The sequence below is a fragment of the Bradyrhizobium sp. CSS354 genome (assembly GCF_029051725.1).
GTDB lineage: Bacteria > Pseudomonadota > Alphaproteobacteria > Rhizobiales > Xanthobacteraceae > Bradyrhizobium.
In genome coordinates this window covers 423,826-448,931 of record NZ_JAACFU010000005.1, presented here as the reverse complement: position 1 = coordinate 448,931, position 25,106 = coordinate 423,826, and the positions used below count along the sequence as shown (strand labels likewise).

The following is a 25,106-nucleotide window of genomic DNA, read 5'->3' as shown; positions in this document are numbered from 1 at the left end:
TCACGCCGCCTTGGTCGTCATCTCCGATGCGATCGGCAATCCCTGCTCGATCGGCAGCGACGGATCGCGCGACCATTCGTTCCAGGAGCCGAAATACATCCGCACGTCCTTCACGCCGGCGTTCTTGAGCGCCAGGAACGTGTTCGAGGCGCGCGCCCCCTTGAAGCAGTAGAGATAGACCGGCGTGGACGGCGAGATGCCGACAGTGGCGCATTCAGCCAGAATCTCGTCCTTGGACTTGAAGCGCGGGCCCTCGGCGGTCGGCTTCATCATGCGATACCATTCCAGCCACACCGCACCTGGGATGCGGCCTTTGCGCGGGCAGAAATCCTTCCCATAGGGCGACGAGCTGTCGCCGATCCACTCGTCGACGTCGCGCACGTCGAGAATGGCGACGCCGGGCTTGCCGACCGCCGCCAGCATGGTCTTGGCGTCGATCAGGATATCGCCCGCTTCAGGCACGATCGAGAACGACGCCTTCGCCGGCGCCGGCATATCCTTCGTCACCGGAAGACCTGCGGCCGCCCAGGCATCGAAGCCGCCATGCAGCACCTTGATCTTGGGATAGCCGAGCATGGTGAGCAGGTAATAGCCGCGGCATGACTGGCCGAAGCCGGAGTTCATCGACTGCTCGTAGATCACGGCCGTCTCCTTGCCGGACAGGCCCGCTCCGCCAAAGGCGTCGGCGAACTTGGTCTTCAGCTCGGCCATGCCCTCCGGCGTCGAGGTCGCGAGGAACGTGAATATCTCATGCACGTTCACGGCGTTGGGAAGGTGCCCGGCGCCATAGGCGTCGGGGTTGCGGGTGTCGATCACGACACAGGGCTCGGTTTTCAAGAGATCGGCAAGTTCGCTGGCAGAGATCAGAACGTCCGTCATTGGCAGCCTCTCCGTTGAGGTTAGATGGTGGGTGGGCTCGTAAAACTCAGGAATCGGCGAGCATCTTGCGCAGCTGCTTGGTGGCAGGCGTGACGATCGCGACGAAATAGGCCTCGCGCAGCCGGCGCTGCGCGCGGTGGGACTTGAGGTAGCCGCGCGCGCCACAATGCAGCATCGCCGCATGCGCCGCCGCGACGCTGGCCTCGCCGGCGCGAAGCCTGAGCGCGATCACCTTGCGCCAGTAGGTCTCCTCTTCATTGTAGGGATCGCGTGCCAGCATCATGGTCTCGGTCTCGAGTTCGGCGGCGAGATCGCGGAAATGCACCGGTTGTTGCGGCAAATAGCGGTTGATGTGACCGAGCGGATTATCGACCTCATCCATGATGTTGATACAGTCCTTGATGAGCCCGAGCGCCATGCCGGCCTGCAGCAGGATGAAGCCGGCGCGGATCTTCTTCACGAAAGGGCCGGCCGGATCGGCCAGGATCAGCTCATCCGGCACGAAGGCGTCACGGAACTGCACGCCGTAGGTACCGGTGCCGTCCATCGCGAGAAACGGCTTGCACGGCGTCAGCGTGATCGCGGAATCGGAGCAGTCCGCGAGGAACATGACAGTGCCAGGATCGCCGCTTGCGATGCCCGGCTCGTCCTCGCGCTCGAAGATGGTGCCGAAATAATGGCCCGGGCCGAGATTGGAGACCCAGGGCAGCGCGCCGCGCACGATGTAGCCGCCCTCGACCTTGCGCCCCTTCAGCTTGAGCTTTTCGATGCCGAAAAAGCTCTTCATCGGATTGGAAAGCCCGGTGCCGCCGAGCACGCGACCGGTCGAGAACGCATCGCCGAAGCGCTTTGCCAGCGTCATGTTGGTGGAGTTGGCGGCGTACCAGACCAGTGTGTTCTGGCACCACGCCATGAAGGCGGTGCTGCCGCAGACCTCGCCGATCGCCGACATGGCCTGGATCGCACAGCGCAAGTCCGCGGGCCCCTCGTGCGGCACGTGACTGCCCCAGGCGCCGACCTCGCCGAATTGGCGCAGCACCTCGGCGGGATAGACGGTGCCGGCATCGATACCGGCGGCGAGCGGCGCGAGCTGCTCCCGCGCAATCCGCGCCACCTCTCCTGCAATGGACGGTGCGGGCTGATCCAAAACTTCGGCCCGTGATAAAGCCAGTGAACCCATGATCGTCTCCCGCACCTTGTCCTGTTGCCGTCTATTAGATGCCGACCTCGAGATTGACCGGGCGGGTGAAGGTGTTGGCGACCGGCGACCATTGCTTCACATGGGCGACCAGCGCATTGATCTCATCCGGCGAGATCCCTTCACATTCCATGTCGACCTTGACGCGCACGTCGGTGAAGCCGACCGGCTTGTCCGAGATGTCGCCGGTGCCCCAGACCGCGGTGATGTTGAGGTCACCCTCGAGCTCGAGCTCGAGCTTGTTGACGGTCCAGCCGCGATGCACGGCGTTGGCGTGCAGGCCGACGGCGAGGCAGGAGCCGAGCGCGGCGAGCGAGGCTTCGGACGGATTCGGCGCAGTGTCGTCGCCCAAAAGCCCCGGCGGCTCGTCGACGATGTACGGCGGCAGACTGCGGATGTAGTTGGCGTGGCGGAATTTTCCTTCCGCGACCGTCTTGCACTTCAAGGTCTTGATGACCTTCGGATTGGCCTTGCCGTTGGCGATCAGTTGCTCGAGGCCATTCTTGTCGATGGGCGCGAGGCAACCCGTCAGCACTGTCTTTTGAACGACGGCAGTCATCATCTTCTCCCTGGCAGAAGTGGAAATCGGTAGGATACCGAACGGTCTGTTTCCTTGCATGGAGCGTGCCAGAGCCGACCAAATTCAAAAGGCGAAGCATTGGAGCCGCTTAGCGAACGCTGCCTGCGGATTGATCAGCTGCCGTTTGCTCAAAGGCGATGCAGACGGGGTTTCCCGTGCGAATCTTTTCAGCGCGGAACAGATGCGGCTTGCTGATGCGGCGCGGCTGCGGGTAAGTTTGGACTCATGGCCAAGCCCTCACCGAACAAGACGTCTAAGCAGAAGTCTCAGTCGCCGCACGGCACCAGCGACGACGAGTCAGCGCGCGGGCGCCTGCTCAACGCCGCGACGCATCTGTTCTGCAAGAACGGCATCAACGCCACCGGCATCGACGCGATCATCGCGGAAGCCGGCACCGCGAAGACCACGCTCTATAAATTGTTCGGCTCCAAGACCAATCTCGTCAATGCGGTGCTGGAAAGCGAAGGCAAGCAGTGGCGCGAATGGTTCATCGGCGCCATGGAAGAAGGCGGTGGCGACGCGCAAGCCAAACTCACGCGGATCTTCCCGGCGCTGAAAAGCTGGTTCGCGGAAGAGCGCTTCTATGGCTGCCCCTTCATCAACGCGGTCGGCGAGCACGACAAGGACGCCAAGCAGTTCCGCAGCATCGCGATGAAGCACAAGAAGATCGTGCTCGGCCACATCGAGAAGCTCGCCGGCGAGCTCGGATCGAACGACCCCGTCGTGCTCGCACATCAGCTCGGCCTGTTAATCGACGGCGCGATCGTCGCGGCGATGGTGTCGCGCGATCCGGGCGTGGCGGATACGGCGGCGCTGACCGCGGGCCCCCTGCTCAGCCAGTCGAAGCCAAAGAAGAAGCGCGCGGCGGATCAGTTAGAGGCGGTGTGACCTCGTAGCCCGCATGGAGCGCAGCGGAATGCGGGGACACTGTCCCGGATTGCGCTCCGCTCCATCCGGGCTACAGCACCTTACGGCCCGCTATCACCTCGCCCGGCAACAGATCTATGAATCTTTTGATCGCCGCCAGCACCGGCTCCTGATCGCCTGCGAAGAACCAGTGATCATTGCCGTCGAGCTCGACGAATTGTGCACCTTTGATCCGGCTCGCCACATCGCGGCCGGCCGCGATCCGTACGGCCTTGTCGTCTCGACGATGCAGCACCAATGTCGGCATGGCAATCTGCGGCAAAAGGTGCCGCACGTCGGCGTCGCGAAACGCCTCGAGCACCGCCGAGATGCCGCCGGGACTGGAGGCCGCGCGCAATAACCCCGCCCACCAGGCGCGGGCCTGAGGATCGCCGGCAAGGCTGGGCGCGAAGGTTTCAATCTCGACCGGACCTCCCCATTGCGCGATGAGGTGCTTGCTCCAGGCGTCGTACTGGCTGGCACGCAATGCGTGCGGATAGTCCTGCGACCAGCAACCCTTGGCCAATGCACCGAACAGGATGAGTCCGGCCACGAGACGCGGCTCGTCGACCGCAAATTTGATGCAGGCCGGCCCGCACTCGGATGCGCCGAACAGCACGACGCGGCGCGCATCCACGGCCCGCAGCACGGTGCCGATATCCTCCGCGGTGACGTCGATATCAGGCGCCGATCCAACCCGGTCGGACAACCCGATGCCGCGACGATCGAACACGATCAGACGCCCAAGCTTCATCAGTGAGGCCAGAAACGTCCGGCTCGCGGGATGCTCCCAGGCGCGTTCCACATGCGACACGAAGCCGGGCATGACCAGGATATCGAGCGGACCGCTGCCATAGGTCTGATACGCCAGATGCACGCCGGCGCCCTTCACGTAGCGCGTCGCTGGAACGACGTCTGCCGCCGCAGGACTCATCAACGCCTCGGTCTCGGCCTCGGGCACGACGCCAAGCTCGTCACGCAGCCGCTGCGTCAGTGCCGCGTGGTGCCGCTCTGCCGCGCTACGGTCGCCCGCCAGCAGCAGGCTGCGGATCAGATGCCGGCCGTAGACCTCGCTCAAAGGATCGAGCTCGACCAGACGGGTCGCATGCGCGGCCGCGGCAAAGTAGTCGCCGCCAGCAGTCTTGTCCTGCACCAGACGCTCCAGCGCATGCATCAGCCGTCCCCGCAGCGCCTCGCGGCGGAAGAACGCCCAGTCGTCGAATTCCGGACAACCCTCCGGCGAGAAGCCTGCGAGGAAATCTCCCCCGTAGACCTGGCACGCCTCATCAAAATCGCCGCGATCGCAGGCGCTCTCGAACAGATGTGCATCGACCTTCAGCGCGACTGCCGGAGACCATCGCACGCTGGTCCGGTCGGTCTCGAATACCTTCTGACCGAGTGTCAGCTCGATGCGGTGAAGCAGGCGCCGCAATCGCGCAAGCCCGGTGTCGCGGTCGGCCTCGGGCCACAGCAGCGTGGCCACGATTTCGCGGGCCACAGCGCCCTTGGCCTCCGCGAGATAGACCAGCAGCGCGAGGCCCTTGCGTAAGGCCAACTTGATCGGGCGGCCGTCGGCGTGGACCTCCGGGAACCCGAACGTCCCCAGCGAGAAAACCGTCATGAAAGTCCTCCCTCCCCTCGCGGCGCCCCCGGGGGACGCACAGGGGACGGTCCAGCAATAGCAATCGGGGCAGATCGAGCCTGCTCGCCGGCGAGCAACTCAGGCTCCTGCATGCGGCACGGCTGCATCAGGCACAATAGGAAAAAACATGATCTCGCGCCTCCTGATCCTGCTCTATGCCATCGTGAGCTACGTCATCTTCACGATCTCATTTCTCTATGCGCTCGGTTTCGTCGGCAATTATGTCGTGCCCAAATCGATCGATATGTCGATCGGCGTCGGCAGCTCCGCGAATTGGGGCGAGGCCATCGTCGTCAACCTGCTGCTGATGAGCCTGTTTGCAATCCAGCACAGCGTCATGGCGCGCCCGGCCTTCAAGCGATGGTGGGCCAAATTCCTCCCCCTCGCCTGCCAGCGCAGCACCTATGTGCTGCTCTCCAGCCTGATCCTCCTTTTGCTGTTCTGGCAGTGGCGTCCGATCCCGACGCCGGTCTGGCAAGCGAGCGGAATAGCGGCCTGGTTGCTGATCGGCGTGCATTGGCTCGGCTGGCTGATCGCGTTCGCCTCGACCCACATGATTGATCATTTCGATCTGTTCGGCCTCCGCCAGGCATTCGTCGCGTTCCGCGGGTCCGAGATACCAGGTCAGTCGTTCAGAACGCCGCTGCTCTACAAGATCGTGCGACATCCGCTCATGCTCGGCTTTCTGCTCGCGTTCTGGGCCACGCCCGAGATGACCGTCGGCCATGTGCTGTTCGCGATTGCGAACACGGCCTACATCCTGGTCGCCCTGCAGTTCGAGGAGCGGGATCTGATCGCCGAGTTCGGCGCGACCTATCAGGATTATCGCCGACGCGTTCCCATGTTGCTGCCGCGTCTTTTCGGAGCGCCCCGATGAAAGCGATTCTGTGCACATCGTTCACCGGACCCGGCGATTTGCGCCTCGGCGAGATCGACGAGCCGAAGCCGGCCGGCGACGAGATCCTGATCGACGTCCATGCAGCCTCCGTCAGCTTCATGGACCAGTTGATGGTCTCGGGGCTCTACCAGATGCGGCCGCCGACGCCCTTCGTGCCCGGCACGGAAGCATCCGGCATCGTCGTCGCGGTCGGCGACGAGGTCACGGCATTTGCGCCCGGCGACCGTGTGGCGTGCAGCGCATGGACCGGCGGCTACGCCGAACGGATGATAGCGAAGGACTCAAAGTGCGTTTTTCTGCCTGAAGGCGTCGCATTCGAAGCCGCGGCGACGGTCCTGCATAATTATGGCACAGCCTATTATGCGCTGGTCGAACGGGCCCGGGCGCAGCGCCGCGAAACGCTGTTCGTCACCGGTGCTGCTGGCGGAGTTGGCCTTGCCGTGGTCGATCTCGGCCGCCATCTGGGCCTGCGCGTCGTCGCCGGTATCGGCTCCGATGACAAGGCTGCTCTGGTTCGCAATTATGGGGCTAGCGAAATCGTCAACTATCGCAGCGAGGATCTGCGCGACCGCATCAAGTCGATCACGTCGGGAGAAGGCATCGACATCGGGTTCGACAACATCGGCGGCGCGATTTTCGAGCAGATGGCCCGGCTGATGAAATGGGGCGGACGGCTGATGCCGATCGGCTTCACCAGCGGCGATATCCCGTCGCTTCCGATGAACCTTCCGCTGCTGAAGAACTATTCCATCCTCGGGGTCTTCGTCGGCGCCTGGGCGGAGAAATTCTCGCTCGAAGCCGCCCGTATGAACGCCGCGCTGATGCAATTACTGGCCGACGGACAAATACGCCCGCACATCGATCGCGTCCTCCCTTTGGAGGAGGCCGGCGAAGCCATGCGTGCGGTGGCCAACCGAACGGTTCAGGGGCGAATTGTCCTCAAGATCAGGTAAAGTACACCGGGCAGAGAGAACAAAACCGATGACACAGATCATCATCGACAAACGCTTTTGCGGTCCTCCCAACTCCGGGAACGGTGGCTATGTCTGCGGCCGGCTGGCCCGCCACATTCCCGGGGCTGCGGAGGTGACGCTGCGCGCACCGCCGCCGCTGGACACGCCGCTCGATGCGGTCGCGACGAACGACGGCACATGGGAGCTTCGCGACGGCGACAAAATCGTCGCGACCGGGCGAGCGGCAAGCGTCGAGCTTGCGCGCATGGAAACAGCCAGCTTCGAGGACGCCTGCGCCGCCGAGCTATCGACGCCGGTGAAGCCGCACGAGCATCCCCTGCCGACATGTTTCGTCTGCGGTCCTGCAAGGACGAAAGGCGACGGCCTGCGCATCTTTGCCGGCTCGCTCCGTGGTCACAGCGCCGTTCTCGCGGCGAACTGGACGCCGGACAAGAATCTCGCCGCCGAGGACGGCTTGGTCGCCACCGAATTCCTCTGGTCGGCGCTCGACTGCCCCACCGGTTTTGCCTGCAATTGCGATCCGCAGAGCGGCGGCTTCGACAAGGCACCGTTGCTGCTGGGGCGGATGTCGGCCCGGATCGAAGCCCGCCCACGCCCCGGCGAGCCCTGCATCATCACGGCCTGGCCGACGGGCCGCGACGGCCGCAAGCGCATGGCCGACGCCGCGGTGCATGATGGAGCCGGAAAGTTGCTGGCGGTGGCGCGCACGACATGGATTGCGGTGGAGCGCGAGGTGCAGCTCGGGCGTCCTTCGTAGACGGACGTGGGCGGCCGGCCAGCTTTCCGCCTAACAAGGAAGCACTCCACTTTGCCCACCGTGCGACGCTGCCAAGCGTCGAGAAGCATTGAACCCCTATTTGATCAAAGATACCCTTGCAGCTGTCGCCAACGCAAAAAAGATCCAAGGGGGTACGCGATGGTCCGCAAGTTAACGGCATTTGCAATGCTTGCTACGGGCATGTTCATCGCTGGCCTCGCAAATGCCGAGGCGCAGCAGCCGGAGCTAAATGCGCCTGACCTGGTCCTCGTTAACGGCAAGGTTCTGACGTTGGACGACCGATCGACCGTCACGGAGGCAGTCGCCGTCGCAGATGGAAGGATCGTCGCGACCGGAACCAGTGCTTCGATCAAGGCGCTTGCAGGCGCCCGGACCCGCGTGCTCGATGTGGCCGGCAAGACCGTCATCCCCGGATTGATCGATACACACGCTCACTTCAAGGCCGCTGGCCTGGGCGACTATGTCGTGAACCTGGGCCGCGCCAAGACCGTTGCGGACGCGCTCGAAGCCATCAAATCATTCGCCACGAAGAAAAAGCCGGGTGAGTGGATTGTAGGTGGCGCGTGGCATCCGCCCTCACAATTGGCCGAGAAGCGCTATCTGACGAGGCAGGAGATCGATAGCGTTGCTCCGAACAACCCGGTCTATCTTCGCACCGTCGGGCATTTCTCGATGGCGAACACCATGGCTCTACAAGTGGTCGGTGTCGACAAGACCACCGCGGATCCGAGTGGTGGAAACTTTGAACGCGACGCAGCCGGTGAATTGACCGGCGTGCTCGTGGAGACGGCGATCGATCGGGTCGAGAAGGCCGTACCACCCTGGACAGAAGACGACGAAATGCGGCAATTCACCATTGCCGAAGGTGTGCTGAACAGCTTCGGCATCACCAGTGTGATCGAAGGCGCAACAGAGCCACGCGATGTCCGCACGCTGCAGAAACTTGTCGCAGCCGGAAAAGCCACTTTGCGCACCGGCGTGATGTTTCGACCGGAGCCCCCAGCCGATCTGACCGCATGGGAAGCGATCATGTCAGGCAATGGGGCCTCATCAGGGTTCGGTGACGATTGGCTCAAGTTCGCCGGCATCAAGATCTTTTACGACGGCGGCATGACGCTGAAGACGGCGCTCATGCGTGACGTGTATCCCGATTCACACGACAATTATCACGGCATCACGCAGCAGACTCCCGAGCGGCTGAAGCAACTCATCTCCGTCTGCAACCGTTATGACTGGCGTGTCGGTGTCCACGTGGTGGGCGATCTGGGTATTGACCAGGTGCTCGATGCCTTCGAGGCAGCGGATAAAGAAAAATCGATCCGCGACCGTCGCTTCGTCCTCATCCACGCTAGCCTGATCCGGCCAGAACAGATGGAGCGTGCGCAAAGACTGGGAGTCCGCATCGATTTCCAGAACGTTTTCATGTGGGACAAGGGAGCGACGGTCGAACGATTTCTCGGGAAAGCGACCGCCGACCGCGCCGTGCCGACCAGGACGTTGATCGAAAAAATGGGGCTCGACAGCCTCGGCGCCGGGACGGATTTTCCGGTCAACCCGATCAACCCCTTCCTCAACATGTACATCATGGTGACCAGGAAGGACCCCAACGGAAACGTCTATGGCTCGGCAGAAGCCATTACGCGCGAGCAGGCCCTGCGGCTCTACAGCAGCGCGGCTTCGCGCTACACGTTCGATGAAGCGCGCAAAGGGACCATTGAGCCCGGAAAGCTGGCGGACATCGTCGTGCTCTCCGCTGACTACGCGGCCGTGCCGGAGGAGCAGATCAAGGACATCAGGGCGGACCTGACCCTGGTCGGCGGCAAGGTTGTCTTCCAGCGCTGAACCGGCGCTGATTGGCCAAGGTGAGCGGGAGCGACAATCCGCTCCGCTTCCCGACGAAATCTACACGCCCTGCGCGATCATCCCCTGCAGCCGCGCCAGCTCCGTCTCCAGATCGCGCTCGACATCCGCTGCCCGCATCTCGATCACCCGATAATCCCGCGCCTCGAGCCACGCCCGCCGGCCCGCGCGGTCGGCGGCGATGGTCTCGCCCTCACCCGCGTTCACCAGCTCGATCGCGATCCGGTGCGGGAACGAGACGAAGTCCGGGATGTGGCGGCCGACCGGGGTCTGGCGCTTGAATTGGCCGGCGAAGCGGCGATCACGTGTGAGCGCCTGCCAGAGCAGGCGCTCGGCATCGGTCGGGTTGCGGCGGAGCAGGCGGGCGAGGCCGCGCACGGTGGAGCCGCTGTCGGGCACCCCGCCGCCCTGCCCGTGCTCCGCCAGCAGCGCGCGCAGCCGCGTGGCCTGCTCGCCGTCGAGCACGCCGCCTTTGGCCGGGCCCTTGCGGCCTTCGGCGATCGCCATCACCACCCCATGGAGGGTGTGCATGTCCTGCTTGGTCGGCTCCATCCGGCTGAAGATGTTGCGCAGGTTCACCAGCATGGTGTCGCGCTTCTCGGCCGGGCGCAGAAATTCGACCCGGTCGAGTTCGCGGATGAGATTGTCGAAGAACGCCTGCATCTGGTGCTGCGAGGCGCGCTCGGAGCGCTCCGGCATCGCGTGCGGCAGCTCGCCGGAGGTTGCCCGCTTGAACCATTCGTAGCCGACCAGCAGCACCGCCTGGGCGAGGTTGAGCGAGGCAAAGCCCGGATTGACGGGGAACGTAATGATGCGGTTGGCAAGCCCGACCTCCTCATTGGTCAGGCCCCAGCGCTCCCGGCCGAACAGGATACCGGCCTTGCCGCCCGCAGCGACGTGCCCGGAAATCTCGCTGGCTGCGGCTTCCGGCCCCACCACCGGCTTGGCCTGGTCGTGGGGGCGCGCGGTGGTGGCGAACAGCAGGTCGAGGTCTGCGACGGCCTCACCGACCGTGGCGAACAATTCGACCCTATCCAGAATATGGTCGGCCCCGGCCGCGGCGCGCTGGGCGGCGATATTCGGCCAGCCGTCGCGCGGGTTGACGATGCGCAATCGGCTCAGCGCGAAGTTGCCCATGGCGCGCGCGGCCATGCCGATGTTTTCGCCAAGCTGCGGCTCGACCAGGATGACGATGGGACCGTCGAGGGAAAGGCCCGCTTTGCTCTTGTCAGTCCCCGACATCTCGCTTCGCTTTCACACTGGTTCTCAAGGCCTTGGACAGGCGCTCTTCATGAATTGATTCAAGGCCGGTCCTGACCTGGTCTCGACCTGCTCTCGGGCCGGCTGCCCGTTCGCCTGTCGTTTGCCTGTCCTGACGAAATTCTCAAGGGAAATAACGGGTTGGATTCGACTTTTGAATCTCGCCTGAAACTTCAGCCCGGCCTCCGCGGCAGGGCTGCTCCCGTCCCCCATCTGCGGGGGCTGGATGAGCTAAAAGTGCATAATCCCTTGGCTTTCGCCGGCCGCGTCCCGGTGCTAAGAGGCGGCGGATATTCCCGTGGCGCGCCAAAGCGCCGTTCCCAAGAGGCTTCCCCGATCATGGCAAAAATCAAGGTGTCCAACCCCGTCGTCGAACTCGATGGCGACGAGATGACCCGGATCATCTGGCAGTACATCAAGGACAAGCTGATCAACCCGTTCCTGGATGTCGAGCTGCTCTATTTCGACTTGGGCATGGAATACCGTGACGAGACCAACGATCAGGTCACCATCGACGCCGCCGAGGCCATCAAGAAGGTTGGCGTCGGCGTCAAGTGCGCCACCATCACCCCGGACGAGGCCCGGGTGAAGGAATTCAATCTCAAGCAGATGTGGAAGTCGCCGAACGGCACCATCCGCAACATCCTCGGCGGCGTGATCTTCCGCGAACCGATCATCTGCAAGAACGTGCCGCGCCTGGTTCCCGGCTGGACCAAGCCGATCATCATCGGCCGCCACGCCTATGGCGACCAGTATCGCGCCACCGACATCAAGTTCCCGGGCAAGGGTACGCTGACGATGAAGTTCGTCGGCGAGGATGGCACCGTCATCGAGAAGGAAGTGTTCAAGACCCCGGGCGCCGGCGTCGCGATGCAGATGTACAATCTCGACGATTCCATCATCGACTTCGCCCGCGCTTCGTTGAACTACGGCCTGCTGCGCAACTACCCGGTCTATCTCTCGACCAAGAACACGATCATGAAGGTCTATGACGGCCGCTTCAAAGACATCTTCCAGGATATCTACGAGCGCGAGTTCAAGAAGGAATTCGACGCCAAGGGCCTGACCTACGAGCACCGCCTGATCGACGACATGGTCGCCTCGGCGCTGAAATGGTCCGGCGGCTATGTCTGGGCCTGCAAGAACTACGACGGCGACGTGCAGTCCGACACGGTGGCGCAGGGCTACGGCTCGCTCGGCCTGATGACCTCGGTCCTCCTCACCCCCGACGGCAAGACGGTGGAAGCCGAAGCCGCCCATGGCACGGTGACCCGCCATTACCGCGAGCACCAGAAGGGCAAGGAGACCTCGACCAACTCGATCGCGTCGATCTTCGCCTGGACACGCGGCCTGTCGCACCGCGCCAAGCTCGACAACAATGCGGAGCTCGCCAAGTTCGCCAACACCCTGGAGAAGGTCTGCGTCGACACTGTCGAGGAAGGCTACATGACCAAGGACCTCGCGCTGCTGGTCGGCGCCGACCAGCGCTGGCTCTCGACCACTGGATTCCTCGACAAGGTCGCCGAGAACCTCGGGAAGGCGCTGGCGGCGTAAGCCGTCCGCAATTTCGCCCGACTGGGTCGGACATCATTACGGGCCGCGTCGCAAGCGCGGCCCGTTCGCTTTTTTGGACCTTTGCGCGGAGATGCGACCATGTCGATCAAGCTAGCCGTCCCCTGCCTGTTGCTGCTCGCTGGACCGGCTGTGGCCGCCGACCCGCTCCCCGACGCAATCGCGGCCCCCGGCGAGAGCATCGTGCTCAGCGTCCACGCCGAGGGCGCGCAGGTCTATGAGTGCAAGGCCGGCACCGACGGCAAGCTCGCCTGGACGTTCCGCGAGCCGATCGCGACGCTGCTGTCCGAGGGCAAGACGATCGGCCGGCACTATGCCGGGCCGAACTGGGAGCATGCCGACGGCAGCGCCGTCGCCGCCAAGGCCGCCGGCAATGCGCCGGGTACCACCGCGGCCGATATTCCCTGGCTGAAGCTGGAAGTGACCGCCCACCGCGGCAGCGGCGTCCTCGCACCCGTTACGACGGTTCAGCGCATCAACACCCATGGCGGCAAGCTCGATGGTTCTTGCGACAAGGCCGGCGATTTCAAGAGCGCGCCCTATTCGGCCGACTACGTCTTCCTGAAGAAGGGCTGAGCCCTCAGCGGTCGGTGCCTTCGCGCTCCGCCTGCGCCAGCTCCGCCACCGCAAGGTCACCGCTGCCCTCCAGCCGCGCCTTCGCGGTCTTGTGGACGTGCGCGGCGAGCGTCGGCATGCGTTCGATCAGGGCGTGAAAGTCCTGGGCGTCGAGCACCAGCAGCCGGGTCTTGCGCGTTGCCGTCACCGTCCCGCTGCGTTTGGTTTTGTGCAGCAGCGCGATCTCCCCGAAGAAGGTGCCATCCGCGAGCCGCACCTGCTGGTTCGGCAGCGCGATCTCGACCTCGCCGGCGGTGATGAAATACATCGACGAAGCCGCATCGCCCCGCCGCACCAGGATCTCGCCCTGCTCGATCGTGCGCGCCCGAAGCAGCCGCATGATGTCGGCGATCTCGGATGCGCTGAGATGCGAGAACAGCGGCACCCGCGCCAGCATGCCCCAGGTCACGACAAAGTCGCGCCGCTTCACCTCTTCCGCAAAGGCCGTCGATATGATCGCGACCGGCAGCGCGATCATGGCAAATCCGCTGATGATCGTGAAGACGGAAATGAACTTGCCGAGCGCCGTCACCGGCACGACGTCGCCGTAGCCGACGGTGCCGAGCGTCACGATCGCCCACCACATCGCCTGCGGAATGGTGCCGAGCTTGTCGGGCTGCACGTCGCGCTCGATGGCGTAGAGCAGCGAGGCAAACGTCAGAACCGCGCCGATCAGGATGACGATGCAGCCAATCAGCGCCCGTCGCTCGGCATGGACGGCGGCGAGCAGCGAACGCATCGCCGGCGAATAGCGCACCAGCTTGAAGAACGGCAGCACGCCGAGCGCCGCCAGCGTCGCATGGCGGCCAGTAGCGAGCACGACCGCAGCCGGCAGGAACGCGAGGAGATCGATGATGCCGAGTGCGGAGAAGACATAACTGAGCCGGTCGGACAGCGCGGACGCCGGGCGCTGGGTATGGCCCGCCACCGTCCACAGCCGCGCGGCATATTCCAGCGCAAACACGATCACGGCGAGGATGGAGATGCCTGCGAACAGCGCACCGAATTGCGCGTCCAGCTCCGGCACCGAGGCAAGGATCATCGCGGCGACGTCGAGCACGATGACGCCAATGATCAGCTGGATGAAGCGCGACCCGACCGAGTAGGCCAGCGGATCGTGCTCCAGCAATTCGTAGAGGCGATCCCTGAGGTTGGGATCAGTTGAGCCACGTCCTCGCGGAACGGGGCGCACCTGCTTACGCGCCGTTCGATTTTTGTTCAGTCATGGCTTTTTCGATCGCCGTGAGTGCTGCGGCCGCATTCGCGCCATCGGGGCCGCCGGCCTGGGCCATGTCGGGCCGCCCGCCGCCACCCTTGCCGCCGAGCGCTTCGGAGGCGATCTTCACCAGATTGACCGCATTGAAGCGCGAGGTGAGGTCAGCGGTGACGCCGACCACCACGCCAGCCTTGCCGTCCTCGGTGACGCCGACGATGGCGACGACGCCGGAGCCGATCTGCTTCTTGCCGTCGTCGGCAAGGCTCTTGAGATCCTTCATCTCGATGCCCTCGACCGCGCGCGCCATCAGCTTGACGTCGCCGACCTCGCGCACGCCGGAGGCCGCGCCGTTGCTCGAAGCTGCACCGCCGCCCATCGCCAGCTTCTTGCGGGTGTCGGAGAGTTCGCGCTCGAGCTTCTTGCGCTCTTCCATCAGCGCGGCAATGCGCGCCGGAACGTCGTCGATCGACGTGCGCAGCTCGTGCGCGGCGGTCTTCGCCAGCGCCATGGTGTCGTTGGCGTGTTTTCGCGCGTAGTTGCCGGTCAGCGCTTCGATGCGGCGCACGCCGGAGGCGACCGCGCTCTCGCCCGTCAGCGTGATCAGCCCGATGTCGCCGGTGCGCCTGACATGGGTGCCGCCGCACAGTTCGACCGACCAGCCGAGTGCGTTGGCGCCGCGCTCGCGCGCGGTCCGGCCCATCGAGACGACGCGAACCTCGTCGCCATATTTCTCGCCGAACAGCGCGCGCGCGCCGGCCTCACGGGCCTCGTCCACGCCCATGACGCGGGTCGAGACTTCGTCATTTTCCAGCACCACGTCGTTGGCGATGTCCTCGACGCGCGCAAGCTCCTCTGCCGTGATCGGCTTCGGATGCACGAAGTCGAAACGCAGCCGGTCGGGCGCGACCATCGAGCCGCGCTGGGCAATGTGGTCGCCGAGCACCTGGCGCAGCGCCTCGTGGATGAGATGCGTGGCCGAGTGATGCGCGCGGATCGAAAAGCGCCTGCCGTGATCCACTTCGAGCTGCAGCGCGGTGCCGAGCTTCAGCTCGCCGCTCTCGACCGTGCCGACGTGAACGAAGAAATCGCCGAGCTTTTTCTGCGTGTCGGTGACGCGGAATTTGATGCCGCCCTCGCCGGTCAATACGCCGGTGTCGCCGACCTGCCCGCCGGACTCCGCGTAGAACGGCGTCTGGTTCAGCACGATCGCGCCGGTGTCGCCGGCCTTGAGGCTCGTGGCTTCCTTGCCGTCCTTGACCAGCGCGGTCACCACGGCTTCGGCGCTCTCGGTCTCGTAACCCAGGAATTCGGTTGCGCCCAGCTTCTCACGCAGCGGGAACCAGATCGCCTCGGAAGCAGCTTCGCCAGACCCCTTCCAGGACTCGCGTGCCTTGGCCTTCTGACGCTCCATCGCGTCGGTGAACGAGGCCTGATCGACGCTGATGCCGCGCGACTTCAGCGCGTCCTGCGTCAAATCGAGCGGGAAGCCGTAGGTGTCGTACAGCGTAAAGGCGACGTCGCCGTCGAACATGTCGCCCTTCTTTAAGGACGCGCTCTTCTCGTCGAGAATGGCGAGGCCGCGTGTCAGCGTCTTGCGGAAGCGGGTCTCTTCCAGCCGCAGCGTTTCCTCGATCAAATTTTCCGCGCGCATCAAATCCGGATAGGCCTGGCCCATCTCGCGCACCAGTGCCCAGACCAGCCGATGCATCAGCGGCTCTTGCGCACCGAGCAGCTGCGCATGGCGCATCGCGCGGCGCATGATCCGGCGCAGCACATAGCCGCGGCCCTCATTCGAGGGCAGCACGCCGTCGGCGACGAGGAAGGCCGACGAACGCAGATGGTCGGCGATGACGCGGAACGAGGCCACGGTCTTCTCGTCCGGTCCGCTTCCGAGAGCCGACGCGGTCGCGTCGATCAAATGACGGAACAGGTCGGTCTCGAACACGCTGTCGACGCCCTGCATGATGCAGGCCATGCGCTCCAGCCCCATGCCGGTGTCGATCGAGGGACGCGGCAGTGCCACGCGCTCCTCCTTCGTCACCTGCTCGTACTGCATGAACACCAGGTTCCAGAATTCGAGGAAGCGATCGCCGTCCTCCTCCGGGGAGCCCGGAGGCCCGCCCCAGATATGATCGCCGCGATCGATGAAGATCTCCGAGCACGGGCCGCAAGGGCCGGTGTCGCCCATCGCCCAGAAATTGTCCGAGGTCGGGATGCGGATGATGCGGTCATCCGAGAAGCCCGCGATCTTCTTCCAGAGGCCCGCCGCCTCGTCGTCGGTGTGGTAGACCGTGACGAGCAGCTTGTCTTTCTTGAGCCCGAACTCCTTCGTGATGAGCGTCCAGGCCAGTTCGATCGCGCGCTCCTTGAAATAGTCGCCGAACGAGAAGTTGCCGAGCATCTCGAAGAAGGTGAGATGGCGCGCGGTGTAGCCGACATTGTCGAGGTCGTTGTGCTTGCCGCCGGCGCGCACGCATTTCTGCGAGGTGGTGGCGCGCTGATAGGGCCGCTTCTCGACGCCGGTGAAGACGTTCTTGAACTGCACCATGCCGGCATTGGTGAACATCAACGTCGGATCGTTGCGCGGCACCAATGGCGAGGACGACACGATCTCGTGGCCGTTCTCGGCAAAGAAGTTCAGAAAGGTCGACCTGATCTCGTTGACGCCGCTCATGTTCATCCAATCGGGTGTGCTTGCACCCGCCTTCCAGCCATCCAAACCGCGAGTTTGGGCTGATATCTGCGGGTCAAAGCGCTTTTAGACAAGGCCAGCTTCGCTGTCCAGAAACTGTGCAGACAGATCAAGGCGTTGCCGCAGTCGCGCAATCCGTTGGAAAGCCGCCGATGCCGCGTTGACAGGCTTGGCCGGCCTGTGGTCTTTACCCATCTGTATCGTACGGCCACGTCGGGAGAGACCGGCACTGGTGCCGGCGCCGAAGGAGCAACCGCCCCGGAAACTCTCAGGCAAAAGGACCGCGTGGCTTTGACAGCATCTGGAAAGAGGCGCCGACGGGCCAAGACCTTTTAGAAGGGTTGGTTCGGACAGCGTCCGCCGACGGGATAATACTCTCAGGCACAGCGACAGATGGGGCTTCGACTGGTGTCCACGGGAAATCGTTCCCGGGGAACCGCCGAGGGCCCCCCGATGCTTGCGCGTGACGACAAAGACTCCCTGAAACGCACCCCCCTTTACGACCTGCATGTCTCGCTCGGCGGCAAGATGGTGCCGTTCGCGGGCTATGACATGCCCGTGCAATATCCGGCCGGAGTCCTGAAGGAGCACCTTCATACCCGCAATGCGGCCGGCCTGTTCGACGTCTCCCACATGGGCCAGCTCGCACTCAGGCCGAGATCGGGCAAGGTCGAGGACGCCGCCCGCGCGCTGGAACGGCTGGTGCCGCAGGATAGCTTGGCGATCGCGCCGGGCCGGCAGCGCTACGCCCAGTTCACCAATGCCGAGGGCGGGATTCTGGATGATCTGATGGTCGCCAATTTCGGCGATCACCTCTTCCTGGTCGTCAACGCCGCCTGCAAGGCAGAGGACGAGGCGCATCTGCGCGCGAATCTCTCGGACGACTGCATGATCGATTCGCTGGCCGACCGCGCGCTGATCGCGCTGCAGGGCCCGAAGGCGGAATCGGCGCTGGCGAAATTATGTGCAGAGGCGCCCGCCATGAAGTTCATGGATGCCGGCCCGCACAGGGTTGCCGGCCTCGACTGCTTCGTCTCGCGCTCCGGCTACACCGGCGAGGACGGCTTCGAGATTTCGGTTCCTGCCGGCGATGCCGAACGGCTCGCCAGGGCCCTGCTGGACAATCCCGACGTCATGCCGATCGGGCTCGGCGCCCGCGACAGCCTGCGGCTCGAGGGCGGGCTCTGTCTTTACGGCCACGACATCGATACCGCGACCACGCCGGTCGAGGCCGCGCTGGAATGGTCGGTGCAGAAGAGCCGCCGCACTGGCGGCGCGCGCGCCGGCGGCTTTCCCGGCGCGGAAAGGATTCTGGCCCATTTCGACCACGGCGCATCCCGCCGCCGCGTCGGCCTGCGTACCGAGGGCCGCGCGCCGGTGCGCGAGGGCGCGCTGCTGTTTGCGGACGCTACGTCTCACGAGCCGATCGGAAAGGTCACCTCGGGCGGCTTCGGCCCGAGCCTGAATGCGCCGGTCGCGATGGGCTATGTGCCCACCGCATCGAGCGCGATCGACACAAAGCTCTTCGCCGAGGTGCGCGGCCAACGCCTGGCCGTGCAGGTCGCCGCCATGCCCTTCGTGAAAAACACCTACAAACGCTGAGGACTGAGAAAATGACCACGACGCTCTACACCTCCGACCACGAATGGCTCGCGATCGACGGCGATGTCGCCACGGTCGGGATCACCGACTACGCGCAATCGCAGCTCGGCGATGTCGTGTTCGTCGAATTGCCCAAGCTCGGCCGCACGCTGAAGAAGGCGGAAGCCGCCGCCGTCGTGGAATCGGTCAAGGCCGCATCGGACGTCTACGCGCCCGTCACGGGCGAAGTGCTCGAGACTAACGCTGCGCTCGCCGCCGAGCCCGCGCTGGTGAACTCGGATGCGCAAGGCGCGGCCTGGTTCTTCAAGATCAAGATTGCCGACAAGAGCGAGCTCGGCGGCCTCATGGATGAGGCGGCGTACAAGGCCCACACGGCGTGAGGAGGCGAGCCATCTCCACACACTCACCTGTCATGCCCCGCGAAGGCGCAGGGCTACCGCATGAGAGTGTACGCGATGTTTCCACAACGTCATGGCCGGGCTTGTCCCGGCCATCCACGGCCTTCGCGCGGCACCAAGAACGTGGATGCCCGGGACAAGCCCGGGCATGACGAGTTTGTGGCACGGACGTGCCATGCGATTACCCCCGCGCCTGCGGGGCACGACGACGACAGATGACCTGAAGCGAGGACCCATGATGACCGCGCACCGCAAATCCAACGGCGACACCACCAGCTTCGTTCGCCGCCACATCGGCCCCTCGGCACGCGACGTCACCGCGATGCTCGAGACTGTCAGCGCCAAGAGCGTGGACGCGCTGATGGCAGAGACGCTGCCCGCCTCGATCCGGCAGACGACTCCACTCGATCTCGGCAAGCCCTTGAGCGAAATCGAAGCGATCGCGCATATGGCCGAGCTCGCCGCCCAGAACCAGGTCTTCACCTCGCTGATCGGACAAGGCTATTCCGGCACGATCTTGCCTGCGGTGATCCAGCGCAACATTCTGGAGAACCCGGCCTGGTACACGGCCTACACGCCCTACCAACCCGAGATCAGCCAGGGCCGGCTCGAGGCGCTGCTCAACTTCCAAACCATGATCTGCGATCTCACCGGGCTCGACGTCGCCAACGCCTCGCTGCTCGACGAGGCCACCGCGGCGGCGGAAGCGATGGCGCTCGCGGAGCGGCACTCGAAAGTTGAAGCAAAAGCCTTCTTCGTCGACAAGGACGTGCATCCGCAGACGCTCGCCGTGATGCGCACCCGCGCGGAGCCCCTGGGCTGGACCCTGGTCGTCGGCGATCCCCTCACCGATCTCGACAAGACGGACGTGCTTGGCGCGCTGCTGCAATATCCGGGCAGTTCAGGCGCTGTGCGCGACCTCAGGCCTGCGATCGCCAGCCTGAAGGCCAAGGGCGCGCTCGCGATCATCGCCGCCGATCTCCTCGCCCTGACACTGCTCGCCTCGCCCGGCGAGCTCGGCGCCGACATCGCGATCGGCTCTGCGCAACGTTTTGGCGTGCCGATGGGCTATGGCGGACCGCACGCGGCCTACATGGCGGTGCGCGATGCGCTGAAGCGTTCGCTGCCGGGCCGCATCGTCGGCCTGTCCGTGGACTCGCGCGGAATGCCTGCCTATCGCCTCGCGCTGCAGACCCGCGAGCAGCACATCCGCCGCGAGAAGGCGACCTCCAACATCTGCACCGCGCAGGTGCTGCTCGCCGTGATCGCCTCGATGTATGCGGTCTATCACGGCCCTGAAGGCCTTTCGCAGATCGCACGCAACGTGCATCGCCGCGCGGCCGTGCTCGCCGCGGGCCTGCGCAAGCTCGGCTTTACGCTGCAGTCCGACAGTTTTTTCGACACGCTCAGCGTGGATCCAGGTAGCAAACGCGCCGAGATCGTCGCGCGCGCCGCTGCCGAAAAGATCAACCTTGGCGTCGGCGAAACCGCATTGCGGATCGCGCTCGACGAGACCACAACGCCCGCGACGGTGGAAGCGGTCTGGCGCGCCTTCGGTGGCCAGCTTGCCTATGCCGAGATCGACGCCACCACGCGTGAGGCGCTGCCGGACGCGCTGAAGCGCGCGACCTCCTTCCTCACCCATCCCGTCTTCCATGCGCATCGCTCGGAAACCGAGATGCTGCGCTACATGCGCAAGCTCAGCGATCGCGACCTCGCGCTCGACCGCGCGATGATCCCGCTCGGCTCGTGCACCATGAAGCTGAACGCGACCACCGAGATGATGCCGCTGACCTGGCCGGAATTCGGCAGCCTGCACCCGTTCGCCCCGCGCGAGCAGGCGAAGGGTTACTACGCGCTGTTCGCGCGGCTGGAGAAGTGGCTGTGCGACATCACCGGCTATGACGCGATCTCGCTGCAGCCGAATTCGGGCGCGCAAGGCGAATATGCCGGGCTGCTCGCGATCCGCGGCTATCACGCGACGCGTGGCGAGACGCATCGCAAGATCTGCCTGATCCCCTCCTCCGCCCACGGCACCAATCCGGCCTCGGCCGCGATGGTCGGCATGGACGTGGTGGTGGTCGCCTGCGAGAAGAACGGCGACGTCGACGTTAACGATCTCCGCGCCAAGGCCGAGAAGCATTCGAACGACCTCGCCGCCGTCATGATCACCTATCCCTCGACCCATGGCGTGTTCGAGGAGCATATCCGCGAGATCTGCGACATCGTGCATGGCCATGGCGGCCAAGTCTATCTCGACGGCGCCAACCTCAATGCGCAGGTCGGCCTTAGCAGGCCCGGCGATTACGGCGCCGATGTCAGCCATCTCAACCTGCACAAGACCTTCTGCATCCCGCATGGCGGCGGCGGCCCGGGCATGGGCCCGATTGGCGTCAAGGCGCATCTCGCCCCGTTCCTGCCGGGGCATCCAGCAGCGAACGGGGATGCGCCGGTCGGCCCAGTCTCGGCAGCGCCGTTCGGCTCAGCCTCGATCCTCACCATCTCCTACATCTACATCCTGATGATGGGCGGCGAAGGCCTCAAGCGCGCCACCGAGATCGCGATCCTCAACGCCAACTACGTCGCGGCACGGCTCGATGCGCACTTCCCGGTGCTCTACAAGAACGAGAAAGGCCGCGTCGCGCATGAGTGCATCGTCGATCCCCGCGCGCTGAAGACGACCTCAGGCGTCACCGTCGACGACATCGCAAAGCGCCTGATCGACTACGGCTTCCACGCGCCGACCATGAGCTTCCCGGTGCCGGGCACGCTGATGATCGAGCCGACCGAATCGGAATCCAAGGCGGAGCTCGATCGTTTCTGCGATGCCATGATCGCGATCCGGAAGGAAATCGCCGAGGTCGAGGCCGGCCGCTTCAAGATCGAGGCGTCGCCGCTCCGCCACGCCCCGCACACCGTGCACGACATCGCGGATGACGATTGGAAGCGCGCCTACACCCGCGCCGAGGGTTGCTTCCCCGCGGGCACCTCGCGTACCGACAAATACTGGAGCCCGGTCGGCCGCGTCGACAACGTCTATGGCGACCGCAATCTGGTGTGCTCGTGCCCGCCGGTGAGCGATTACGCAGAGGCGGCGGAGTAGGAATAGGGCGCGACCAATGAGCGGCTCTCGCGATCCCATCGCCACAGCCGCTCGTTTGTCAGTTCAGCTTCTTAGGATGGGTAGAGCGAAGTGAAACCCATCACCCCACGCAAAACGAAACAGGCGCCGAAGACGTCGGCAACTCAACGTCCTCAGCGCCCGCTCCTCGCGAAAAACTTTAACGTTGAAGCTTACTCGTCTCCCGGCTCCTCGCCGTCGGCGTCACGCTCGGGGCTGCCGGCGAGAATCTGCTCGGCGATCAGGCCGGAGTTCTGGCGGATCGAGGTCTCGATCTTGGCGGTGATGTCGGGGTTGGCCTTCAGGAACGCCTTCGAATTCTCGCGGCCCTGACCGAGGCGCTGGCTGTCATAGGAGAACCATGCGCCGGATTTCTCGACGATGCCGGCCTTGACGCCGAGATCGAGAATCTCGCCCATCTTGGAGACGCCCTCGCCGTACATGATGTCGAACTCGACCTGCTTGAAGGGCGGTGCCAGCTTGTTCTTGACGACCTTGACGCGGGTGGTGTTGCCGACCACTTCGTCGCGCTCCTTGATCGCGCCGATGCGGCGGATATCGAGGCGGACGGAGGCATAGAATTTCAGCGCATTGCCGCCGGTGGTGGTTTCCGGCGAGCCGTACATCACGCCGATCTTCATGCGGATCTGGTTGATGAAGATCACCATGGTATTGGACTTGTTGATGGACGCCGTCAGCTTGCGCAGCGCCTGGCTCATCAGGCGGGCCTGCAGACCCGGCAGCGCATCGCCCATCTCACCCTCGAGCTCGGCCTTCGGCACCAGCGCCGCGACCGAATCGATCACCAGCACGTCGACCGCGCCGGAGCGCACCAGCGTGTCGCAGATTTCCAGCGCCTGCTCGCCGGTGTCCGGCTGCGAGATCAGGAGCTCGTCGATGTTGACGCCCAGCTTGCGCGCATAGACCGGGTCGAGCGCGTGCTCGGCGTCGATGAAGGCGCAGATGCCGCCCTTCTTCTGCCCTTCCGCCACCGTGTGCAGCGCCAGCGTGGTCTTGCCCGAGGATTCCGGCCCGTAGATTTCCACGACGCGCCCTTTCGGCAGGCCGCCGATCCCGAGCGCGATGTCGAGCCCCAACGAGCCCGAGGAGACCGCCTCGACATCCATCGAGCGGTCGTTCTTGCCGAGCTTCATCACCGAGCCCTTGCCGAACTGCCGCTCGATCTGGGAGAGCGCGGCGGCCAGAGCTTTACTCTTGTCCATGGAAGATCCTTCGACGATACGCAGGGCAGTGGTGGACATTGGGTCGTGCTCCTTATGGCGAGGATTCGCTAGAGGGACAAACGGCTGGCGAGGCGGCGCGGCGATAAAATCAATGTACCCTATTTGTTCTAGGTTCGCAATATGTTCTTTTGCGGATTATGGCGCTGCCTGACGCGCATCAAAGACGGATGAGCTGCGCGCCGTCAGAATTCCGTAATCCTGCGGCACCGAACCTTTTGCGGGCCTGCGGTCTTCTCTTGGATGGGACCGCAACTCTGGGGACCTCAGTCATGACGAACAACACGCATCACGATACGACCCGCCGCAATCCGCTGTTGGAGGCGGCGCGGGAGGAGATGATCAAGTTCGAGCGCAAGGAAAACGAGTTCCGCAAGAAAGATCGCCAAGAGCGTGCCGCCGAGCTCCATTTGCCGCTGGACGCGATCAAGCTTCAATAAGGCCGCCACGACGAGGGTTTAGGAGCTGACCGAGGCCCGCTTGCGACTCGTGGGGCGATGGAGGTGTTCGCCAGCGGCAATGCTCCGGCGACGATGCCGGAGCGGCCGCCTGTTGATTTCAAGCAGATTGGCACGGGAATCGGATGGCCGCGGAGGCGAATCCGAGCCGATACGGTATCTAAATACTACCAGTAAACCGTTGATTGGACGATGGAATTTGTAGGCGGGCTACTGTGCATGGGGTTGTTTTCGCGTTTTTGAAAGGCGCACATGGGCCTTTCGACCCCGTGTCCCGGCACCCAACGCCGCCTACAGCAGAACCAGCAACCCGATGCCGATCACCAGCACTACGAAGCCAGCCGCCGTCGCGGCGGCGAATGACCGCTCTACGTTGTCCATGATGCCACCCCGTTGCCGGCACGCCACGTTTCCCCCATGGCAGCACCGTCGCTGCGGAATCTCGCCTGCGGTTGTGTCCTGAGTTGTGCGAACGGATGTCGAAATTGGGACCGGTGCAGGGCCAGTGTGCGGCCCCGAGCTCTGGGCCTTCGCTGCCGCCGTCGCCCTGTCAGGCTGTCGTAAGCTGAGCCGGCTACGGTCCCCCGGCTATGGTGTTGCAGCCCAGCACCTCAGCCTCCAATAACCTTTTCCCCGCTTGGCTCTCCAAGCGGGGTTTTTTCATGCCGGTTTTCACGCCGACTTTATGCCGGCCGGCCGGTTTGCGAACCGCCCTCCTCCTGCGTCAGCCGCAGCGAGAAGGCGCGGATCGCCGGCGCTGCGAGCAGCACGATCGGCAGCATCGCCGCCCATGCGATCAGCCACGACACCAGCCAGTGCGCGAGGAAGTCCAGCGCGTTCCCTGCGGGAAGGCTGGCGATGCCCGCGGCGATCAGCGAGGTCAGTCCGGACTGGATGATTCCGAACACGAAATGAGAATAGCGGCGGGGAATGCCCAGCATGATGCGCCCATGTTCCTTAGCCTCATCGGGCCAAGCAAGGCACATGCCGCCGCGCGCCGGACGACGCCGCTGCCGGGTCCAGGAACTCTGTTCATGGCCGGAGAACCACGGGAGAGGCCTCGCGCCGCCGCCGGGCGGCCGGCGCTTTTCGAATTTCGATTTCGTATGTTTCGGAGCGCGTGCGCTCGCGAGATAGCCGTGAGCGATCCGGGGCTTACCGATAGAATTAGCTTTCCCTGGAATATTGTGCCGCCCAGCATTGTTTGCGGTGATGG

At 64.4% G+C, this 25,106-nt stretch carries 20 protein-coding genes and 1 riboswitch; of the genes, 11 read left to right on the top strand and 9 right to left on the bottom strand.

The window, feature by feature from the left end:
• From GWG67_RS14980 to GWG67_RS14970, 3 genes are read right to left on the bottom strand one after another with little or no spacing between them, the layout of a single operon-like run.
• Positions 1-879 (bottom strand): sulfurtransferase, encoded by an 879-nt coding sequence (locus GWG67_RS14980; RefSeq protein WP_275170064.1) that lies wholly within the window; start codon positions 877-879, stop codon positions 1-3.
• A gap of 46 nt (positions 880-925) precedes the next feature.
• Positions 926-2,059: an acyl-CoA dehydrogenase family protein gene (locus GWG67_RS14975; protein WP_275170063.1), complete on the bottom strand. Its 1,134-nt coding sequence runs from the start codon at positions 2,057-2,059 to the stop codon at positions 926-928.
• Between the two features lie 34 nt (positions 2,060-2,093).
• A complete protein-coding gene (locus GWG67_RS14970) occupies positions 2,094-2,636 on the bottom strand; it encodes an OsmC family protein (protein ID WP_275170062.1) in 543 nt (180 codons plus the stop codon).
• A gap of 246 nt (positions 2,637-2,882) precedes the next feature.
• On the opposite strand from GWG67_RS14970, the gene GWG67_RS14965 reads away from it, so the two are divergent.
• The gene (locus GWG67_RS14965) at positions 2,883-3,545 is read left to right on the top strand and encodes a TetR/AcrR family transcriptional regulator (protein ID WP_275170061.1); all 663 of its coding nucleotides are present in this window, start codon (positions 2,883-2,885) and stop codon (positions 3,543-3,545) included.
• A gap of 70 nt (positions 3,546-3,615) precedes the next feature.
• Here the strand turns inward: GWG67_RS14965 and GWG67_RS14960 are convergent, their stop codons facing one another.
• Complete coding sequence (locus GWG67_RS14960) at positions 3,616-5,184, bottom strand: alpha/beta fold hydrolase (protein ID WP_275170060.1); 1,569 nt, start codon at positions 5,182-5,184, stop codon at positions 3,616-3,618.
• 148 nt (positions 5,185-5,332) lie between these two features.
• On the opposite strand from GWG67_RS14960, the gene mddA reads away from it, so the two are divergent.
• From mddA to GWG67_RS14940, 4 genes are all read left to right on the top strand, one after another.
• Positions 5,333-6,082, top strand: a complete 750-nt coding sequence (gene mddA, locus GWG67_RS14955) for a methanethiol S-methyltransferase (protein ID WP_275170059.1) — start codon at positions 5,333-5,335, stop codon at positions 6,080-6,082.
• A complete protein-coding gene (locus GWG67_RS14950) occupies positions 6,079-7,056 on the top strand; it encodes an NADPH:quinone oxidoreductase family protein (RefSeq protein WP_275170058.1) in 978 nt (325 codons plus the stop codon). Before mddA ends, GWG67_RS14950 begins: the two co-directional genes overlap by 4 nt.
• Before the next feature lie 28 nt (positions 7,057-7,084).
• On the top strand, positions 7,085-7,834 hold the full coding sequence (locus GWG67_RS14945) for a PaaI family thioesterase (RefSeq protein ID WP_275170057.1): 750 nt from the start codon (positions 7,085-7,087) through the stop codon (positions 7,832-7,834).
• A gap of 159 nt (positions 7,835-7,993) precedes the next feature.
• Positions 7,994-9,697, top strand: coding sequence for an amidohydrolase (locus tag GWG67_RS14940; protein WP_275170056.1), 1,704 nt, complete (start codon positions 7,994-7,996; stop codon positions 9,695-9,697).
• A gap of 60 nt (positions 9,698-9,757) precedes the next feature.
• On the opposite strand, the gene GWG67_RS14935 is transcribed toward GWG67_RS14940, so the two are convergent.
• A complete protein-coding gene (locus GWG67_RS14935) occupies positions 9,758-10,957 on the bottom strand; it encodes a TrmJ/YjtD family RNA methyltransferase (RefSeq protein WP_275170055.1) in 1,200 nt (399 codons plus the stop codon).
• A 357-nt stretch (positions 10,958-11,314) separates the two neighbouring features.
• Here GWG67_RS14935 and GWG67_RS14930 point away from each other — a divergent pair, with 357 nt between their 5' ends.
• Together GWG67_RS14930 and GWG67_RS14925 are read left to right on the top strand one after the other, a co-directional pair.
• Positions 11,315-12,529, top strand: a complete 1,215-nt coding sequence (locus GWG67_RS14930) for an NADP-dependent isocitrate dehydrogenase (RefSeq protein ID WP_275170054.1) — start codon at positions 11,315-11,317, stop codon at positions 12,527-12,529.
• A 99-nt stretch (positions 12,530-12,628) separates the two neighbouring features.
• Complete coding sequence (locus tag GWG67_RS14925; RefSeq protein ID WP_275170053.1) at positions 12,629-13,123, top strand: DUF3455 domain-containing protein; 495 nt, start codon at positions 12,629-12,631, stop codon at positions 13,121-13,123.
• Positions 13,124-13,127: 4 nt separating this feature from the next.
• Here GWG67_RS14925 and GWG67_RS14920 read toward each other — a convergent pair whose 3' ends face one another.
• Complete coding sequence (locus GWG67_RS14920; RefSeq protein ID WP_275170052.1) at positions 13,128-14,354, bottom strand: cyclic nucleotide-gated ion channel; 1,227 nt, start codon at positions 14,352-14,354, stop codon at positions 13,128-13,130.
• A gap of 4 nt (positions 14,355-14,358) precedes the next feature.
• Positions 14,359-17,052, bottom strand: a complete 2,694-nt coding sequence (gene alaS, locus GWG67_RS14915; RefSeq protein ID WP_275170051.1) for an alanine--tRNA ligase — start codon at positions 17,050-17,052, stop codon at positions 14,359-14,361.
• 222 nt (positions 17,053-17,274) lie between these two features.
• Positions 17,275-17,363, top strand: a riboswitch (glycine riboswitch).
• A gap of 160 nt (positions 17,364-17,523) precedes the next feature.
• Between alaS and gcvT the strand changes: the two genes are divergently transcribed.
• The 3 genes from gcvT to gcvP all read left to right on the top strand — a co-directional run bounded on the left by gcvT (position 17,524) and on the right by gcvP (position 22,173).
• On the top strand, positions 17,524-18,672 hold the full coding sequence (gcvT, locus tag GWG67_RS14910) for a glycine cleavage system aminomethyltransferase GcvT (protein WP_275170050.1): 1,149 nt from the start codon (positions 17,524-17,526) through the stop codon (positions 18,670-18,672).
• Between the two features lie 11 nt (positions 18,673-18,683).
• Complete coding sequence (gene gcvH, locus GWG67_RS14905) at positions 18,684-19,052, top strand: glycine cleavage system protein GcvH (RefSeq protein WP_275170049.1); 369 nt, start codon at positions 18,684-18,686, stop codon at positions 19,050-19,052.
• A gap of 256 nt (positions 19,053-19,308) precedes the next feature.
• Positions 19,309-22,173, top strand: coding sequence for an aminomethyl-transferring glycine dehydrogenase (gene gcvP / locus GWG67_RS14900; RefSeq protein ID WP_275170204.1), 2,865 nt, complete (start codon positions 19,309-19,311; stop codon positions 22,171-22,173).
• A gap of 191 nt (positions 22,174-22,364) precedes the next feature.
• On the opposite strand, the gene recA is transcribed toward gcvP, so the two are convergent.
• Positions 22,365-23,453, bottom strand: a complete 1,089-nt coding sequence (recA, locus tag GWG67_RS14895) for a recombinase RecA (RefSeq protein WP_007602214.1) — start codon at positions 23,451-23,453, stop codon at positions 22,365-22,367.
• A gap of 251 nt (positions 23,454-23,704) precedes the next feature.
• On the opposite strand from recA, the gene GWG67_RS14890 reads away from it, so the two are divergent.
• Positions 23,705-23,872 carry a hypothetical protein gene (locus GWG67_RS14890; protein WP_275170048.1) on the top strand — a complete coding sequence of 56 codons (168 nt, stop codon included), beginning with the start codon at positions 23,705-23,707 and terminating at the stop codon, positions 23,870-23,872.
• Positions 23,873-24,573: 701 nt separating this feature from the next.
• On the opposite strand, the gene GWG67_RS14885 is transcribed toward GWG67_RS14890, so the two are convergent.
• Entirely contained in the window at positions 24,574-24,831 is a 258-nt protein-coding gene (locus GWG67_RS14885) for a DUF2798 domain-containing protein (protein WP_275170047.1), read from the bottom strand.
• Positions 24,832-25,106 lie beyond the last annotated feature (275 nt).

Bases quoted from the DNA above. Each gene is read 5' to 3' on its own strand.
- GWG67_RS14945 (WP_275170057.1), top strand. From the start codon at position 7,085: ATGACACAGATCATCATCGACAAACGCTTTTGCGGTCCTCCCAACTCC.
- gcvH (WP_275170049.1), top strand. From the start codon at position 18,684: ATGACCACGACGCTCTACACCTCCGACCACGAATGGCTCGCGATCGAC.
- GWG67_RS14935 (WP_275170055.1), bottom strand. From the start codon at position 10,957: ATGTCGGGGACTGACAAGAGCAAAGCGGGCCTTTCCCTCGACGGTCCC.
- GWG67_RS14975 (WP_275170063.1), bottom strand. From the start codon at position 2,059: ATGGGTTCACTGGCTTTATCACGGGCCGAAGTTTTGGATCAGCCCGCA.
- GWG67_RS14950 (WP_275170058.1), top strand. From the start codon at position 6,079: ATGAAAGCGATTCTGTGCACATCGTTCACCGGACCCGGCGATTTGCGC.
- gcvT (WP_275170050.1), top strand. From the start codon at position 17,524: ATGCTTGCGCGTGACGACAAAGACTCCCTGAAACGCACCCCCCTTTAC.
- GWG67_RS14890 (WP_275170048.1), top strand. From the start codon at position 23,705: ATGACGAACAACACGCATCACGATACGACCCGCCGCAATCCGCTGTTG.
- GWG67_RS14925 (WP_275170053.1), top strand. From the start codon at position 12,629: ATGTCGATCAAGCTAGCCGTCCCCTGCCTGTTGCTGCTCGCTGGACCG.
- GWG67_RS14885 (WP_275170047.1), bottom strand. From the start codon at position 24,831: ATGCTGGGCATTCCCCGCCGCTATTCTCATTTCGTGTTCGGAATCATC.
- GWG67_RS14980 (WP_275170064.1), bottom strand. From the start codon at position 879: ATGACGGACGTTCTGATCTCTGCCAGCGAACTTGCCGATCTCTTGAAA.
- GWG67_RS14970 (WP_275170062.1), bottom strand. From the start codon at position 2,636: ATGACTGCCGTCGTTCAAAAGACAGTGCTGACGGGTTGCCTCGCGCCC.
- GWG67_RS14965 (WP_275170061.1), top strand. From the start codon at position 2,883: ATGGCCAAGCCCTCACCGAACAAGACGTCTAAGCAGAAGTCTCAGTCG.
- GWG67_RS14960 (WP_275170060.1), bottom strand. From the start codon at position 5,184: ATGACGGTTTTCTCGCTGGGGACGTTCGGGTTCCCGGAGGTCCACGCC.
- GWG67_RS14940 (WP_275170056.1), top strand. From the start codon at position 7,994: ATGGTCCGCAAGTTAACGGCATTTGCAATGCTTGCTACGGGCATGTTC.
- mddA (WP_275170059.1), top strand. From the start codon at position 5,333: ATGATCTCGCGCCTCCTGATCCTGCTCTATGCCATCGTGAGCTACGTC.
- recA (WP_007602214.1), bottom strand. From the start codon at position 23,453: ATGTCCACCACTGCCCTGCGTATCGTCGAAGGATCTTCCATGGACAAG.
- gcvP (WP_275170204.1), top strand. From the start codon at position 19,309: ATGACCGCGCACCGCAAATCCAACGGCGACACCACCAGCTTCGTTCGC.
- GWG67_RS14930 (WP_275170054.1), top strand. From the start codon at position 11,315: ATGGCAAAAATCAAGGTGTCCAACCCCGTCGTCGAACTCGATGGCGAC.
- alaS (WP_275170051.1), bottom strand. From the start codon at position 17,052: ATGAGCGGCGTCAACGAGATCAGGTCGACCTTTCTGAACTTCTTTGCC.